Source organism: Pseudomonas poae RE*1-1-14, from assembly GCF_000336465.1.
Classification (GTDB): domain Bacteria; phylum Pseudomonadota; class Gammaproteobacteria; order Pseudomonadales; family Pseudomonadaceae; genus Aquipseudomonas; species Aquipseudomonas poae.
In genome coordinates, this window is sequence record NC_020209.1 from 5,007,015 (window position 1) to 5,021,941 (window position 14,927).

The window sequence follows — 14,927 nt, forward strand, 5'->3', positions numbered from 1 at the left end:
TCTTAAATAGTCTTTTTAAGAATATCCGCGCTTATCTACTATCGCTCCCACGCCGCAAGCAGTTTCGCCACTGCCAGGCACTATTCATTTCAGGAGCGAGACCATGAGCGCATCTCTTCGCAGCGTCGACGGCCAGGACGAAGCAGCCATTTTGCGTGAGATCCAGAGCGCGTTGCGCGATCTGCGGTTCGGCGCGGTGGAAATCACTGTGCACAACGCACAGGTGGTACAGATCGAACGTAAAGAGAAATTCCGTTTGCAGAACCCGGGCAACAAGCCGAGCTAGGCAGCAACGGCGATTCGCAGCACCCGCAACCATAAGAAAAAGCCAACACCCCAGAATTCTAGGAGCTTCCATGTCGTCGATTCGCCGTTATGCCCTGGCCGCGCTGGCCAGTGCCGTGTTCGCCGGTTCCGCCGTTGCCAAGGATTACGAGTTGCTCAACGTCTCGTACGATCCTACCCGTGAGCTGTACCAGGACTACAACGCGGAGTTCACCGACTTCTGGACGCAGTCCCATCCCGGCGACACCGTCAAAATCCAGCAGTCCCATGGCGGTTCGGGCAAGCAGGGCCGTGCTGTCATCGACGGCTTGCGCGCCGACGTGGTGACCCTGGCCCTGGCCGGCGACATCGATGAAATCGCAAAATTGGGCAAAACCCTGCCGGAAAACTGGCAGACCCGCCTGCCGGATGCGAGCACGCCTTACACCTCGACCATCGTGTTCCTGGTGCGCAAGGGCAACCCCAAAGGCATCAAGGACTGGGGCGACTTGATCAAAAAAGACGTGTCGGTGATCACGCCAAACCCGAAAACCTCCGGCGGTGCGCGTTGGAACTTCCTCGCCGCCTGGGCCTATGGCCTCAAGGCCGGTGGCAGCGAAGCCAAGGCCCAGGCGTACGTGAAAGAACTGTTCAAGCACGTGCCGATCCTCGACACCGGCGCGCGCGGTTCGACCATCACCTTCGTCAACAACGGTCAGGGTGACGTGTTGCTGGCCTGGGAAAACGAAGCCTTTCTGGCACTGAAGGAAGACGGCGGCGCCGACAAGTTCGACATCGTCGTGCCGTCGCTGTCGATCCTCGCCGAGCCGCCGGTGGCCGTGGTTGACAAGAATGCCGAGAAAAAGGGCAACACCGAGATCGCCACCGAGTACCTCAAGCACCTGTACAGCCCGGCTGGCCAGGAGATTGCGGCGAAGAACTTCTACCGCCCACGCGATGAAAAAGTCGCCGCCAAGTACGCCCGGCAGTTCCCCAAACTGGACCTGGTGACCATCGACAAAGACTTCGGCGGCTGGAAAACTGCCCAGCCGAAATTCTTCAACGACGGTGGCGTGTTCGACCAGATCTACACGGCGCAATAACCCAGGGGAGCGCTCTTCTGTGGAGCTGGCTTGCCCGCGATAGCATCACCCTGGAGTGACTGACACACCAAGGTGCCTGCATCGCGGGCAAGCCCGGTTCCCACAGGAAAACCAGCTCCAGAAAGCGCGCTTCTACAGTGGTTTCCACCCTTTAACCAAGGACTCTTATGTCGCGTCGTATCTCCCCCGTCATACCCGGCTTCGGGCTGACGCTGGGCTACACCGTGGTGTACCTCAGCCTGATCGTACTCATCCCCCTGGCGGCGATGTTCGTGCACGCCGCTCAACTCACCTGGGATCAGTTCTGGGCCATCATCTCCGCCCCGCGCGTGCTGGCGGCGTTGAAACTGAGCTTCAGCACCGCGCTCTACGCCGCGCTCATCAACGGCGTGATCGGCACGTTGCTGGCCTGGGTGCTGGTGCGCTACAGCTTCCCCGGCCGCAAGATCATCGATGCGATGATCGACCTGCCGTTCGCCCTGCCCACCGCCGTGGCCGGTATCGCGCTCACCGCGCTGTACACGCCTACCGGCCTGGTCGGCCAGTTCGCCGCCGACTTGGGCTTCAAGATCGCCTACACCCCCCTGGGCATCACCCTGGCGCTGACCTTCGTCACCCTGCCCTTTGTGGTACGCACGGTGCAGCCGGTGCTCGCCGACATTCCCCGGGAAATCGAAGAGGCCGCCGCCTGCCTGGGCGCCAAGCCGTTGCAGGTGTTCCGCTACATCCTCGTGCCCGCGCTGCTGCCGGCCTGGCTCACCGGCTTTGCCCTGGCGTTTGCCCGGGGCGTGGGTGAGTACGGTTCGGTAATCTTCATCGCCGGCAACATGCCGATGAAGACCGAGATCCTGCCGCTGCTGATCATGGTCAAGCTCGACCAGTACGACTACCGCGGGGCCACCTCCATCGGTGTGCTGATGCTGGTGGTTTCCTTTGTGTTGCTGCTGCTGATCAACTTGCTGCAGCGGCGCATCGAACGTCCATAAGGAGGCGCGGAACATGTCCCAATCGTCTATTTCCGCCGCGTCCTCGGCCAATGCGGCCCGGCGTGGCAGCGCGGTGTCGCGACGCATCCTGATCGGCCTTGGCTGGCTGGTGTTTGCGCTGTTTTTGCTGCTGCCGCTGTTTATCGTGGTGTCCCAGGGCCTGAAGAACGGCCTCGGCGCGTTCTTCACCGCGATCCTGGAGCCCGACGCCTTGTCGGCGCTGAAACTCACGGTGATCGCCGTGGCGATTTCGGTGCCGCTCAACGTGGTGTTCGGCGTCAGCGCGGCCTGGTGCGTGAGCAAGTACTCGTTCCGTGGCAAAAGCATTCTGGTGACGCTGATCGACTTGCCGTTCTCGGTATCTCCGGTGATCGCGGGTCTCGTCTACGTGCTGATGTTCGGCGCCCAGGGCTTCTTCGGGCCGTGGTTGCAGGAGCATGACATTCAGATCGTGTTTGCCTTGCCCGGCATCGTGCTCGCCACCATTTTCGTCACCGTGCCGTTCGTGGCCCGTGAGCTGATCCCGCTGATGCAGGAGCAGGGCACCCAGGAAGAAGAAGCCGCGCGCCTGCTTGGCGCCAATGGCTGGCAGATGTTCTGGCATGTCACCGTGCCGAACATCAAATGGGGCCTTATCTACGGCGTGGTGCTGTGTACCGCGCGGGCCATGGGCGAATTCGGCGCGGTGTCGGTGGTGTCCGGGCACATTCGTGGCGTCACCAACACCCTGCCGCTGCACGTCGAGATTCTTTACAACGAATACAACCACGTTGCCGCGTTTGCGGTGGCCAGCCTGTTGCTGATCCTGGCGCTCTTCATCCTGCTGCTCAAGCAGTGGAGCGAGAACCGTATCAACCGCCTGCGCAACAGCGCCGGTGAGGAATAAGTCATGTCGATCCAAGTCCGTAATGTCAGCAAGAACTTCAACGCCTTCAAGGCCCTGAACAGCATCAATCTGGACATCCAGAGTGGCGAGCTGGTGGCGTTGCTGGGCCCGTCCGGCTGCGGCAAGACCACCTTGCTGCGCATCATTGCCGGGCTGGAAACCCCGGATGACGGCAGCATCGTGTTCCACGGCGAAGACGTCTCCGGCCACGATGTGCGCGATCGCAACGTCGGCTTTGTGTTTCAACACTACGCGCTGTTCCGCCACATGACCGTGTTCGACAACGTCGCTTTCGGCCTGCGCATGAAGCCGAAAAACCAGCGTCCGACGCAAAGTCAGATTGCGGCCAAGGTCCATGAGCTGCTGAACATGGTGCAGCTCGACTGGCTGTCGGATCGCTACCCGGAACAACTCTCCGGCGGCCAGCGCCAGCGCATCGCCCTGGCCCGCGCGTTGGCGGTCGAGCCCAAGGTGCTGCTGTTGGATGAACCGTTCGGCGCCCTCGACGCCAAGGTGCGTAAAGAACTGCGCCGCTGGCTGGCGCGCCTGCACGAAGACATCAACCTGACCTCGGTGTTCGTCACCCACGACCAGGAAGAGGCCATGGAAGTCGCCGACCGCATTGTGGTGATGAACAAGGGCGTGATCGAGCAGATCGGCTCACCGGGTGAGGTCTATGAGAACCCGGCCAGCGACTTCGTCTATCACTTCCTCGGTGACTCCAACCGCCTGCACCTGGGCGAAGACCAGCACGTGCTGTTCCGCCCGCACGAAGTGTCGCTGTCGCGCCATGAGCTGGAGGATCACCACGCGGCCCAAGTGCGTGATATCCGCCCGCTGGGCGCGACCACGCGAGTGACGCTGAAGGTCGAGGGCCAGAGCGAACTGATCGAAGCCGAAGTGGTGAAGGACCACGACAGCCTCACCGGCCTGGCGCGCGGCGATACCCTGTTCTTCAAACCCAAGGCCTGGCAGAAAGCCTGACAACCCCCGCCATAACCCATCTGGAAATCGGGCCAATGTGGGAGGGGGCTTGCCCCTCCCACATTTAGATCCCGCTGGGCTTGAGATCGCGGCGCGCCACCGGGCCTGAGCGGTGCTCGATCTGCTGCTTCAGCTCCTGGCGCAACCCCAGCAAAAACGCCGCCTCTGCCACCACAAACAACGGCCCCACGATCAGCCCCGACACGTCATCCACAAACGCGGGCTTGCGGCCTTCCCAGTAATGCCCGACAAACTGAATCACCCAGCCCACCACGAATAAACCAACGCCGCTGCTCAGCCACACCAACGTGCTTTGCGCCGCCAGCACATGGCCGGCCCACACTGACAAGCCCATCAGCATTGTCATCAGCACGCCCAAGGCCAGTTCGAGGCGCAGGTAAAACCATGCCGAAAACAACGTCAGGATCACGGCCGGTGAAACCCACAGGCCACCGACGGGCCATTCGGGGCGTGAAAGCAGCACGGCCACCGCCACCACGATCAGCGGGATACCCACAAAATGGCTGGCGATATTGCGCGGGTCGCGGTGGTAGGCGGCGTATTGACTGAGGTGGTCGACGAGGCTTTTCATTGTTGTTCCTCCTGTAGGATGCTCGATCATGCCCTGTCAGCCGGCGCCTGACTGTCAGCTGGGCGACAATCTTCGGAGTTCTCATGGATGCAGAGAAATGGCACGCCCGCTTGGCCTGCGGCCACTGGTTCAGCCAACTGCCTGTCGAGCTACAGCGTAGTCTGCTGGCGGCGGCGCGGGTGCGCTCGCTGACGGCTGGGCAATACCTGTTCAAGCGCGGCGATCCACCCTGCGGGCTTTACGCGGTGCTGGACGGCGCGGTACGCATCAGCGCGGTGAACGCCCAGGGCAAGGAAGCGGTGTTGAGCCTGGTGGAAACGCCTTACTGGTTCGGCGAAATCTGCCTGTTCGACAGCCTGCCGCGCACCCACGATGCTCTGGCCACCGGCCCATGCACGCTGTTGCAGGTGCCCCAGGCCGCCATGCTCGACATCCTCGAACACCAGCCGGCGTATTGGCGCGATGTGGCCCTGTTGATGAGCCACAAACTGCGCCTGTCGTTGATCAATATCGAGCAGATGAGCCTGATGCCCGCGTCGGCGCGCCTGGCCCATCGGCTGCTGATGATCGCCGAGGGCTACGGCGAAATAGACCAGGCGCGCCGCACACTGCAGCTGCCTCAGGAGGACTTGGCGGCAATGTTGGGCCTGTCGCGCCAGACCACCAACAGTCTGCTCAAGGCGCTGGAGCAGCAGGGCACCCTCGGTCTGAGTTATGGCGCGATTGAGATACTCGATCTCAAAGGCCTGCATCAGGCTGCGGGCCTATGAGCCGCGATAGGTAGAGAACCCATACGGGCTGAGCAACAGCGGGATGTGGTAATGCTGGTCGGCCTGTTTCACCTGGAAAATCACCGGCACTTCGGGGAAGAACGTCTCGCGGTTGGCCTTTTTGTAATAGTCACCGGTCTTGAACACCACGCGGTATTCACCCGGCGCCATGCTGCGGCCGGCGGGGAACAGCTCGGCGATGCGCCCCTGCGGGTTGGTGACGCCGGTGGACAGCGACTGCCATTGATCGCCCACGTGCTGCTCCAGGGTGACGTTCACGCCAGCACTCGGCAGGCCGTTTTCCAGGTTGAGCACGTGCACGCTCAGCGGATTGCCGTCGGCCAGGGCCAGGTTGCACAAGCTGCTGAGGCTGAGGGCGGCGAGGGTCATGCTTAGGGTTTTCATCGAGAAGTCCTTTTTGAGGAAGGTGGAATCAGAGGGAAGTTTTCAAGCCCAGTTGCTCGGCGGCCTGTATTGCGCAGGACTCGTCCTGTGCTGCGCCGCCGGCACCGGCGATGCCCAGCGCGCCCACCAGTTCAGCGTCGGCAAACAGCGGCACGCCGCCACCGAGCAACAGCAACTCGGGCAAGCTGTTAAGGTTGGCGGCTTCGGGGTTGTTGCGCGCCCGTTCGGCAAACAGCCGGGTCGGGGTTTTGGTCGAGAGCGCCGTAAAGGCCTTGCGCTGGCTGGCGAGGCTGTTGTGCGGGCCGACGCCGTCGGCCCGCAGGCCCAGCAGCAGGTTGCCGCCACGGTCGAGCACGGTCAGCGCAGCGCTGCAATGGGTGAGGCTCGCGTCGGCCAGTTGGCGCGCGGTGTGCAAATCCAGCGTGGCATGGCGGGGCAGTTGAGGCGTCGCCAGGGCTGCGGTGCAGACGGCGAGGCTGAGGAACAGGGCAGTGCGATGCATGGTGATGGCTCCAGAAAGCAGGCCGTCACGGTAGCCAGTGAACGTGGTCAGAAACCGCACAATTTGATGACAGGTTTGTAATCAAACCCAGAGGTAAGGCATGCAGGTGTTGTTAGTGGAAGACCAGCCCGAGCTGGCGCAGCACATGGCCCAGGGCTTGAGCGAGGCAGGCTTCGGCGTGGAAGTCGCGGCCAACGGCATGGCGGCCCAGCGCTTTGTGGAAAGCACCGTGTACGACCTGGTGATTCTGGATGTAATGCTGCCCGGGCTGAACGCCTGGAAGCTGCAGCAGGCCATTCGGCAACGCAGCGAGACGCCGGTGCTGTTCCTCACCACGCCGGGCGGGATTGAAGATCGCCTGCGCGGGTTGGAATTGCATGAGGATGACTACCTGCTCAAGCCGTTCGAGGCCAGGGCGTTGGTGGCGCGGGTGAGGAAGCTGTTGCGGCGTGATCGTGGGCGCTGACTGATCCGGCATTTGCAGTGCCTGCACCATTGCTATCGGGGGCAAGCCCTAATGCTGTTCAGTTATGGAAAATGTGTGGGCTTATTGTGGCGAGCGGGCTTGCCCCGCGTTGGGGTGCGAAGCGCCCCCCATCCAGCAAAACGCGGTGTACCTGATACGGCTCAGCGCCTGGTATTGGGGCTGCTGCGCAGCCCAACGCAGGACAAGCCTGCTCGCCACAGGGAATCTGCGCTTAACTGAATGGCATTAGGGCGAGCCCACTCCCACATGCTGAAATGCGTTCCCCTGTGGGAGGGGGCTTGAACTCCCGATGAGACCATTACCCTCTCCCCACATCTCCCTACCGCAACCCATCCCTGAACTGCCCCGGCGTCACCCCCGTCCACCGCTTGAACGCCCGATTGAAACTGCTGGTATCGGCAAACCCCAACAAATGACTGATCTCGGCCAACGAGCACTGCGGGTCCCGCAAGTGCTGCAGCGCCAGGTTCTGCCGGCACTCATTGAGCAGCGCATCAAACCGACAGCCTTCATCCGCGAGGTGCCGCTGCAAGCTGCGCAAACTCAAGTGCAGCGCCTGGGCAATCCGTTCGGCGCCCGGCTCGCCGTCGGGCAATTGCGCCTCAATGACGGCGCGTACCCTGCGCTCCCAGGTCAGCGGTTGCAGTTGCGCCAGTGTGCGCTTGAGCACGGTTTCGTTGTGCTCGGCCAGTGCCGGGTTGGCGTCGTCCAGATGGCTGTCGAAATCGTGGGCGGCAAACTCCAGACGGTCCTCTTCAGCGCCAAAAAACACCGGCGCGCGGAACACCGTGTGCCACGGGCCGGCATCGGCCGGTTCGGCGCGGCGCAGATGGACGGCCAACGGCGCATAGTCGCGGCCCAGGCGGTTGCGGCAGGTGCGCACATAGATCGCCGCAAACGCATCGATGGCTTCCGGCGCCGGTGCCGGGCTGCCTTCGGGTTGCAGCAGGCGAAAGCTGTAGTGATCGTCGTGACGGGTCAACTGCGGACTCAGCGCATCGCTGACCACTTGGTGATAACGCACGATGCGCTCGAATACCTCACGCAGACTGCCGCTGGCCACCAGTGCGTAACCCAGTGCGTGAAACGTGGTGGGGCTCACAAACCGTGACACCCGCAAGCCAATCGCCGGGTCACCGCTGGCCTGTACCGCCAGCGCCCACAGGCGCGTGGTGGCCGACAGCGGATAGCGCGCGTCGGGGTCGTCCATGTGCTTCGGATCGAGCCCTGCCTGCGCGCACAGCGCGGCGCTGTCCAGGCCCAGGGCATCGAGTTGCTTGCGCAGGGCGCGGGTCCAGCTTGCGAGAGACGTGGGTTCGGTCATGGTGATTGGCGCTTGCGGTCAACAGGTTGGCGTGTGGGGCTAGCGTCCTGCCTGATCGCATGGGGCAGGATGTACGCATCACAGTTCTCAGAGAATGGAAGCATGGACGGTAGTTCTGCAAGCCCCCGGCAGATGAACGCGCAACAGCGTGCGGCGTATATCCGTGAAGTGGTGCTGGCCGAAGGTGTGCGCCTGCGTCGGCAGCACCCCTGGCTGTTGCATCAGGACGCGCTGGGCGCGGGCATCCTGGCGTTTGCCCTGCTGGGCATGCTCGGTTCGGCGGCGCTGTATATCACCGGGCATATGGCCTGGTGGGCGTGCCTGCTGCTCAATGCGTTTCTCGCCTCACTGACCCATGAGCTGGAACACGACCTGATCCACAGCATGTACTTTCGCAAGCAGCGCCTGCCTCACAACCTGATGATGGGTCTGGTATGGCTGGCGCGGCCCAGCACCATCAACCCGTGGATACGCCGGCACCTGCACCTCAATCATCACAAGTTCTCCGGCACCGAGGCCGATATGGAAGAACGCGCCATCACCAATGGCGAGCCCTGGGGGGTGGTACGCTTGCTGATGGTGGGCGATAACCTGATGTCGGCGTTGATCCGTCTGATGCGCGCCAACACGTGGGGCCATAAACTCAAGATCCTCAAGCGTGTTGTGTTGGTCTACGCGCCGTTGGCGCTGCTGCACTGGGGCGCGTGGTATATCTTTCTGGGCTTTCACGCGGTCAACGGCATCGCCAGTCTGCTGGGCACGCCGGTCGAGTGGTCGGCCGGCACCTTGCAGATGATGCAGGTGATCGACATCGCCGCCGTGGTGATCATCGGGCCCAATGTGCTGCGCACGTTCTGCCTGCACTTTGTCAGCTCAAACATGCACTACTACGGCGATGTGGAGCTGGGCAATGTGATCCAGCAGACCCAGGTGCTCAACCCCTGGTGGCTATGGCCGATGCAGGCGTTCTGCTTCAACTTTGGCAGCACCCACGGGATTCACCATTTTGTGGTGAAAGAGCCGTTCTACATTCGCCAGATGACCGCCAAAGTGGGGCATAAGGTCATGGCCGAGATGGGCGTGCGCTTCAATGATTTCGGGACGTTTGCGCGGGCCAATCGGCTGGAGCCGCCTGCGCACGCTTGAAGGTCTTATTGCCGCAATGCATGTGCGGCGAGCGGGCTCGCCCTAATGCAGTTCAGTTAAGGAACATTTGTGGGCTTATTGTGGCGAGCGGGCTTGCCCCGCGTTGGGGTGCGAAGCACCCCCAATCCAGCAAAACGCGGTGTACCTGATACGGCTCAACACATGGTTTTGGGGCTACTGCGCAGCCCACGCAGGACAAGCCTGCTCGCCACAGGGAATCTGCGCTTAACTGAACGGCATTAGCGCTCGCCACTGGAAGATCAGTTGGACGTTAAAGGTCCATCCGCACAGCTCGCCGGGCTGAACAGCCGCGTCACCAGCAGCATTGCCAGCACCGTCACGGTCAGCACGATCCAGGCGCTGACAAACTGGCCGGTGAGTTCGCGCAGCCAGCCGGTCAGCCACGGCGAAAGCGCATTGATCAAAAAGCCCACACCTTGCACGAACGCGGCCAGTTGCCCGGCCTGGCGCGGATCGCGGTGATGGTCCAGGGTCAGCAGCAGGCTCAGGGCAAAACAGGCGCCCAGACCGAAGCCGCACAGCGCCACCCACAGGTGCGGCAAGGCATGCGGCGCGAGGATCAATCCCAGATAACCGATGGCCTGTGCCGACAGGCTGATGCCGAGCAGCGGTCGACGGTCGCTGCTTCGTTGCGCGAGCACCGGCATCAGCAGCGCGGCGAGTACCTGGAAGATCGTCATGAACGCGAGCAGCGAGCCGCTGGGCAGCACGTCCCAGCCCAGTTGCTGATAGTAGGCCGGCAGCCAGGCCACCAGGCTCATGTAGCCGCAATTGACCAGGCCAAAATACAGCGCCAGCAGCCAGGCGCGACGATTACGCAGCCCTTTGAAGGCCGGACCCACCTGCATGTTTTTCGCCGCACCCAGGGGCAGCCATGCCCACAACAGCAACGCCCCCAGCGCCGGCAACAGCCATACGCCAAGGCCCGCCTGCCAGTGCTGGAAATGCGTGGCCACCACCGGGCTGAGCAACGCCGCCAGCCCGCCGCCGGCCATCAGCGAGGCCGAGTACACACCCATCGCCACCGGCACGCGCTGGTGAAATTCACGCTTGATCATCGCCGGCACCAGCGTCTGGATCAGCGCCACCCCTGCGCCGCCCAGCAGCGCCGTCACCAGCAGCGCCGACGCCTGGCCCAGCAGCCAGCGTGCCAGGCATGCCAGCAGAATCATCATCAAGCCCAGGGCAATCCCGCGCCGTTCACCCAAACGCGCCTCCACACGCACGCCCACCAGCGCCACCAGGCCCATGCACACCACCGGCAAACTGGTGAGCAGGGCGCTGCTCTGAAAGCTCAAGCCCGTTGCCTGGCGAATCTCACCGAGCAATGGGCTGATGGAGCTGAGAATCGGCCGCAGATTAAGACCCAGCACTACCAGCAGGCCCCAACCGGCCAGTCGACCCGCGAATGAAGAATTAAGCGTCATGCGATCCGTCCCTGAACTCCAAAACACCCAGTATGAAGAGCCCCGCCCCAACTTGCAGCTTGAAGCTAAAAGCTCGAAGCTGCTTTTCAGTTATTAATAAATAGCTTCTTATTCCTTAACGGATATAAATCGCGTCCCTATACTGTCCAGCAACGCTAAATGCTGCAGGAGGGCACGCCCATGCACAGCGAGTCGATTCGTTACCTGATCGTGCCGGGCTGGCAAGGATCGCCAGAAGAACATTGGCAAAGTCACTGGCAGAACGGCCTGCCCAACAGTGCGCGGGTGGAGCAGGCCGACTGGCTGACCCCGCGCCGTGAAGACTGGGTGGCTGCGCTGGCCGAGGCCATCGCGGCCGACAGCACACCGGTGATTCTTATCGCCCACAGCCTGGGCTGCATTACCGTGGCCCACTGGGCGGCGACCGCGCCCCTGCACTTTTTGCGGCAGGTGCGCGGCGCCTTGCTGGTGGCCCCGGCGGACGTCGAACGCCCGGCCTGTGCGCCGGCCCTGCGCAACTTCGCGCCGATCCCGACCGACCTGCTGCCGTTTCCCAGTCAGGTGGTCGGTTCCGACAACGACAGTGCCGTCAGCGCCCCGCGTGCGCTGGAGCTGGCCCGCAACTGGGGGGCCGAAGCGGGCATTTTGTCCGGTGCCGGGCATATCAACGTGAAGTCCGGTCACCAGCGCTGGGAGCAGGGTTTCGCCTACCTCTATCGCCTGCAAAGCCGCCTTGAGCACCACGCCCGGCGTAGCGCATAAAATTTTTCAACGCCCCGTCCCTGAGTGGATTGGGGCGGGAGCCTGCCATGAGTCTGCATGAAACGTTCGGCCAGCCATTGCTGACCTTCCCCGACGCCGAAAAAAGCCCGCTGAGCATCCGCGCCAAGGCGCTGGTGTTTGTCGATCCGCGTTCGCGGCAACTGCGCGAAGACCTCGAAAGCCTCGCCCCACGTGCCTTGCCCGTGTTGATTCGCGGCGAGACCGGCAGCGGCAAGGAGCTGCTGGCGCGGCATATCCACCGAGGCAGTGATCGCAGCGGGCTGTTTGTGTCGGTCAACTGTGGCGCGATCAGCCCGACTTATGCCGACGCCGAACTGTTTGGCTATGCCGCCGGCAGCCACAGCGGCGCGGTGAGCAGCCGCGCCGGCTGGTTTGGTTCGGCCAATGGCGGCACCTTGTACCTGGATGAGATCGGCGACCTGCCGTTGCCTATCCAGGTCAAGCTGCTCGCGGCCCTGGAGAACCACGAAGTCACCCGCGTCGGCGCCCAGCAGCCCAGCCCGGTGGACGTGCGCCTGGTGGCGGCCACCAGCATCGACCTGGCCCAGGCCGTGGCGGCCGGCAAATTCAATGAGCGGCTGTTTCATTACCTGAGCGAAGGCAAGCTGGAGTTGCCGGCGCTGCGCGAGCGGGTGGGCGACATCCTGTCCCTGGCCGAATATTTTCTTGGCATCTACAGTCAGCGCCTGGAGTTGCCGGTGCCGTTGATCAGCGAGGCCGCCCAGCGCGTGCTGGAACAGCACAGCTGGCCGGGCAATACCCGTGAGCTGGAAAACGTTATTCACTTCGCGTTACTGGTGAGCAGCGGCGACGAAATCCTGCCGGAGCATCTGAACCTGCCGGTGGCCGGTTCACCGCTGGAGCAACTGCGACGGATTTACCAGAACGCCGGCCCTGCAGAACAGGAAACCTTGCGTAAATTCCTGCATGAGCAAAATGGCATATCAACGTGAATAAAAGATATTGTTCGGGAATAAAAAATATCGGTATTGTCCGCTTCACGCAGCGATAGCACATCGCTGGCACCTTACCCAAAACGGTCGTCAGAGACGCCCCGCACTTTCGATTAAGGACACTGCATGAAAAAGGTTTTGCTGTTTACCGCACTGGCGGCTGCCCTGACTGCCGGCTTTGCCCAGGCCAACGAGAAACTGGTGGTGGCCGCCACCCCGGTGCCGCACGCCGAGATTCTCGAGCTGGTCAAGCCGACGCTGGCCAAGGAAGGCGTCGACCTGCAGGTCAAAGTCTTCACCGACTACGTACAGCCTAACGTGCAGGTGGCCGAGAAGCGTCTGGACGCCAACTACTTCCAGACCCTGCCGTACCTGGAAAACTTCAACAAGGGCAAGGGCACCAACCTGGTCACCGTGATCGGCGTGCACGTCGAACCCTTCGGCGCCTACTCGAAAAAAATCACCAAAATCGAAGACCTCAAGGACGGCGCCACGGTTGCCATTCCGAACGAGGGCTCCAATAGCGGCCGTGCCCTGCTGCTGCTGCAAAAGAACGGCGTGATCACCCTCAAAGACCCGACCAATGCGCTGTCCACACCAAAAGACATCGCCAGCAACCCGAAACACCTGAAGTTCCGCGAGCTGGAATCGGCCCTGCTGCCACGCATGCTCGACCAGGTTGACCTGGCGCTGATCAACACCAACTACGCCCTGGAAGCCGGTCTCAACCCGGCCAAGGACGCGCTGATCATCGAAGACGCCAAATCGCCGTACGTGAACTTCCTGGTGGCCCGCCCGGACAACAAGGACAGCGACGCCATCCAGAAACTGGCCAAGGCGCTGACCAGCCCGGAAGTGAAAGCCTTCATCGAGAAGAAATACGGCGGCGCGGTGTTGCCGGCGTTCTGATGTAACGCAATACCCCTTCAAGGTTTCAACGCCGACGGCTTCTACAGCGTCGGCGTTTTTTTTGTTTAAGGCCCAATCAAAACGGTGGAGGAGGCTTGCCCCCGACGAGGCCTGTACAGGCCAAAACTACTCCGGCCAGTGCCACGCTGGCGCATCCAACATTCCTTGCCCGACAATTTGCGTCTGCCCCATCACCTTCTCCAACACAATCGAGTTACACCCCTCATCCTGCTCCAGTGCGGCAATCAATCGGCTGGCATGGGACACCACCCACACCTGGCACCGCTGCGATGTCTGGATAATCAAGCGTGCCAATGCCGGCAGCAAATCCGGATGCAGGCTGGTCTCCGGCTCGTTTAGCACCATCATGCTCGGCGGCCTTGGTGTCAGCAGCGCGGCGATCAGCAGCAGATAGCGCAAGGTGCCGTCGGACAACTCCGCCGCCGACAATGGCCGCAGCAACCCGTCCTGATAAAACTCGATGGCGAAGCGTCCACCCTGCAACGGCTCGATATTCAGCCGCGCGCCGGGAAATGCATCACTGATCGCGCGCTGCAACGCCTCGGGGTCGCCGATCTCGCGAATGGTTTGCAGCGCCGCCGCCAGATCGCGGCCGTCGTGATGCAGCACGGGCGTGCGTGTACCCAGTTGCGGCTGACGGACCGGCGCATCCACGTCACTGCGAAAGTGATCATAAAAGCGCCAGCCGCGAATACTCTCGCGCAGCAGCAACACCTCCGGCGAGCCGCGCAAACTACCGACCTGGTCGAACAGGCTCTGGTAATTCGGCGTGTGCTGGGCCAGCACATCCCAGGCCCGGCCTTCACGGGCGCGCACCATCGGCCCCGAGCGCTGCACCAGCAAGCTGGCCGGGCGGTAGATATGGCCGGCCCAGATGCATTCCTTTTTCACTTGCGGGTCCAGCGAGAAATACGACGCACTGGGTTCAGGCAGCCCTAACGAGATGGCATAGCTGAAATCCTCGGCGGCAAAGCCCAGGCGCAGGCGTTTGACGCCCTGGCGCACGCTGGGCTCGACCGCCACCTCGCCACTGCGCATGCGCCGGCTGATAGTCTCCGGCCCGGCCCAGAACGTGGAATCCAGTCCACCCTCGCTGGCCAGTGCATTGATCACCCCGCCCTGGGCGGTTTCGGCGAGCAGGCGCAAGGCTCGATAGAGGTTGGATTTGCCGCTGCCATTGGGCCCGGTGATCAGGTTCAAGCGATCAAGCGGCACCACCAACTTATTGATCGAGCGGTAGTTGGCCACCGCGAGGGTCTTGAGCATGGGGATTCATTCGGCGTGGGAACCATCGGAGCATGTAAGCCTCCATGCAGATAAGGAACCCTGAACTACGCTCACAGTCGCATACACACTGGCAAGTC

The 14,927-nt window shown here is 62.4% G+C and carries 17 protein-coding genes; 11 read left to right on the forward strand and 6 right to left on the reverse strand.

Annotation, left to right across the window (positions count from 1 at the left end):
• Positions 1–103 precede the first annotated feature (103 nt).
• The 5 genes from oscA to H045_RS22030 all read left to right on the forward strand — a co-directional run bounded on the left by oscA (position 104) and on the right by H045_RS22030 (position 4,223).
• The gene (oscA, locus tag H045_RS22010) at positions 104–286 is read left to right on the forward strand and encodes a sulfur starvation response protein OscA (RefSeq protein ID WP_003170956.1); all 183 of its coding nucleotides are present in this window, start codon (positions 104–106) and stop codon (positions 284–286) included.
• Positions 287–356: 70 nt separating this feature from the next.
• Positions 357–1,367, forward strand: coding sequence for a sulfate ABC transporter substrate-binding protein (locus H045_RS22015; RefSeq protein ID WP_015373478.1), 1,011 nt, complete (start codon positions 357–359; stop codon positions 1,365–1,367).
• A 167-nt stretch (positions 1,368–1,534) separates the two neighbouring features.
• Complete coding sequence (gene cysT, locus H045_RS22020; protein ID WP_003238735.1) at positions 1,535–2,353, forward strand: sulfate ABC transporter permease subunit CysT; 819 nt, start codon at positions 1,535–1,537, stop codon at positions 2,351–2,353.
• Positions 2,354–2,366: 13 nt separating this feature from the next.
• A complete protein-coding gene (gene cysW / locus H045_RS22025) occupies positions 2,367–3,239 on the forward strand; it encodes a sulfate ABC transporter permease subunit CysW (protein ID WP_003238737.1) in 873 nt (290 codons plus the stop codon).
• A 3-nt stretch (positions 3,240–3,242) separates the two neighbouring features.
• Positions 3,243–4,223, forward strand: coding sequence for a sulfate/molybdate ABC transporter ATP-binding protein (locus H045_RS22030; RefSeq protein WP_015373479.1), 981 nt, complete (start codon positions 3,243–3,245; stop codon positions 4,221–4,223).
• 64 nt (positions 4,224–4,287) lie between these two features.
• Here the strand turns inward: H045_RS22030 and H045_RS22035 are convergent, their stop codons facing one another.
• The gene (locus H045_RS22035; RefSeq protein WP_015373480.1) at positions 4,288–4,815 is read right to left on the reverse strand and encodes an Mpo1 family 2-hydroxy fatty acid dioxygenase; all 528 of its coding nucleotides are present in this window, start codon (positions 4,813–4,815) and stop codon (positions 4,288–4,290) included.
• Between the two features lie 83 nt (positions 4,816–4,898).
• On the opposite strand from H045_RS22035, the gene H045_RS22040 reads away from it, so the two are divergent.
• Positions 4,899–5,585 carry a Crp/Fnr family transcriptional regulator gene (locus H045_RS22040; protein WP_015373481.1) on the forward strand — a complete coding sequence of 229 codons (687 nt, stop codon included), beginning with the start codon at positions 4,899–4,901 and terminating at the stop codon, positions 5,583–5,585.
• Here the strand turns inward: H045_RS22040 and uraH are convergent.
• Entirely contained in the window at positions 5,580–5,990 is a 411-nt protein-coding gene (gene uraH / locus H045_RS22045) for a hydroxyisourate hydrolase (protein ID WP_003238745.1), read from the reverse strand. The two genes, H045_RS22040 and uraH, sit on opposite strands and share 6 nt — an antisense overlap.
• Positions 5,991–6,018: 28 nt before the next feature.
• The gene (locus H045_RS22050; RefSeq protein ID WP_015373482.1) at positions 6,019–6,492 is read right to left on the reverse strand and encodes a GlcG/HbpS family heme-binding protein; all 474 of its coding nucleotides are present in this window, start codon (positions 6,490–6,492) and stop codon (positions 6,019–6,021) included.
• A 100-nt stretch (positions 6,493–6,592) separates the two neighbouring features.
• Between H045_RS22050 and H045_RS22055 the strand changes: the two genes are divergently transcribed.
• Entirely contained in the window at positions 6,593–6,958 is a 366-nt protein-coding gene (locus H045_RS22055) for a response regulator transcription factor (protein WP_015373483.1), read from the forward strand.
• A 340-nt stretch (positions 6,959–7,298) separates the two neighbouring features.
• Here the strand turns inward: H045_RS22055 and H045_RS22060 are convergent, their stop codons facing one another.
• On the reverse strand, positions 7,299–8,303 hold the full coding sequence (locus H045_RS22060) for an AraC family transcriptional regulator (RefSeq protein ID WP_015373484.1): 1,005 nt from the start codon (positions 8,301–8,303) through the stop codon (positions 7,299–7,301).
• Positions 8,304–8,405: 102 nt separating this feature from the next.
• On the opposite strand from H045_RS22060, the gene H045_RS22065 reads away from it, so the two are divergent.
• Positions 8,406–9,449: a fatty acid desaturase gene (locus tag H045_RS22065; RefSeq protein WP_041931557.1), complete on the forward strand. Its 1,044-nt coding sequence runs from the start codon at positions 8,406–8,408 to the stop codon at positions 9,447–9,449.
• A gap of 260 nt (positions 9,450–9,709) precedes the next feature.
• Here the strand turns inward: H045_RS22065 and H045_RS22070 are convergent, their stop codons facing one another.
• Positions 9,710–10,897 carry a CynX/NimT family MFS transporter gene (locus H045_RS22070; RefSeq protein ID WP_015373486.1) on the reverse strand — a complete coding sequence of 396 codons (1,188 nt, stop codon included), beginning with the start codon at positions 10,895–10,897 and terminating at the stop codon, positions 9,710–9,712.
• Between the two features lie 180 nt (positions 10,898–11,077).
• Here H045_RS22070 and H045_RS22075 point away from each other — a divergent pair, with 180 nt between their 5' ends.
• The 3 genes from H045_RS22075 to H045_RS22085 all read left to right on the forward strand — a co-directional run bounded on the left by H045_RS22075 (position 11,078) and on the right by H045_RS22085 (position 13,542).
• Positions 11,078–11,659 carry an alpha/beta hydrolase gene (locus tag H045_RS22075; RefSeq protein ID WP_015373487.1) on the forward strand — a complete coding sequence of 194 codons (582 nt, stop codon included), beginning with the start codon at positions 11,078–11,080 and terminating at the stop codon, positions 11,657–11,659.
• Between the two features lie 47 nt (positions 11,660–11,706).
• Positions 11,707–12,633, forward strand: coding sequence for a sigma 54-interacting transcriptional regulator (locus H045_RS22080; protein ID WP_003236079.1), 927 nt, complete (start codon positions 11,707–11,709; stop codon positions 12,631–12,633).
• A 126-nt stretch (positions 12,634–12,759) separates the two neighbouring features.
• Positions 12,760–13,542 carry a MetQ/NlpA family ABC transporter substrate-binding protein gene (locus H045_RS22085; RefSeq protein WP_003236078.1) on the forward strand — a complete coding sequence of 261 codons (783 nt, stop codon included), beginning with the start codon at positions 12,760–12,762 and terminating at the stop codon, positions 13,540–13,542.
• Between the two features lie 126 nt (positions 13,543–13,668).
• Here the strand turns inward: H045_RS22085 and H045_RS22090 are convergent, their stop codons facing one another.
• Positions 13,669–14,829 (reverse strand): AAA family ATPase, encoded by a 1,161-nt coding sequence (locus H045_RS22090; RefSeq protein ID WP_015373488.1) that lies wholly within the window; start codon positions 14,827–14,829, stop codon positions 13,669–13,671.
• Between the last annotated feature and the right edge of the window lie 98 nt (positions 14,830–14,927).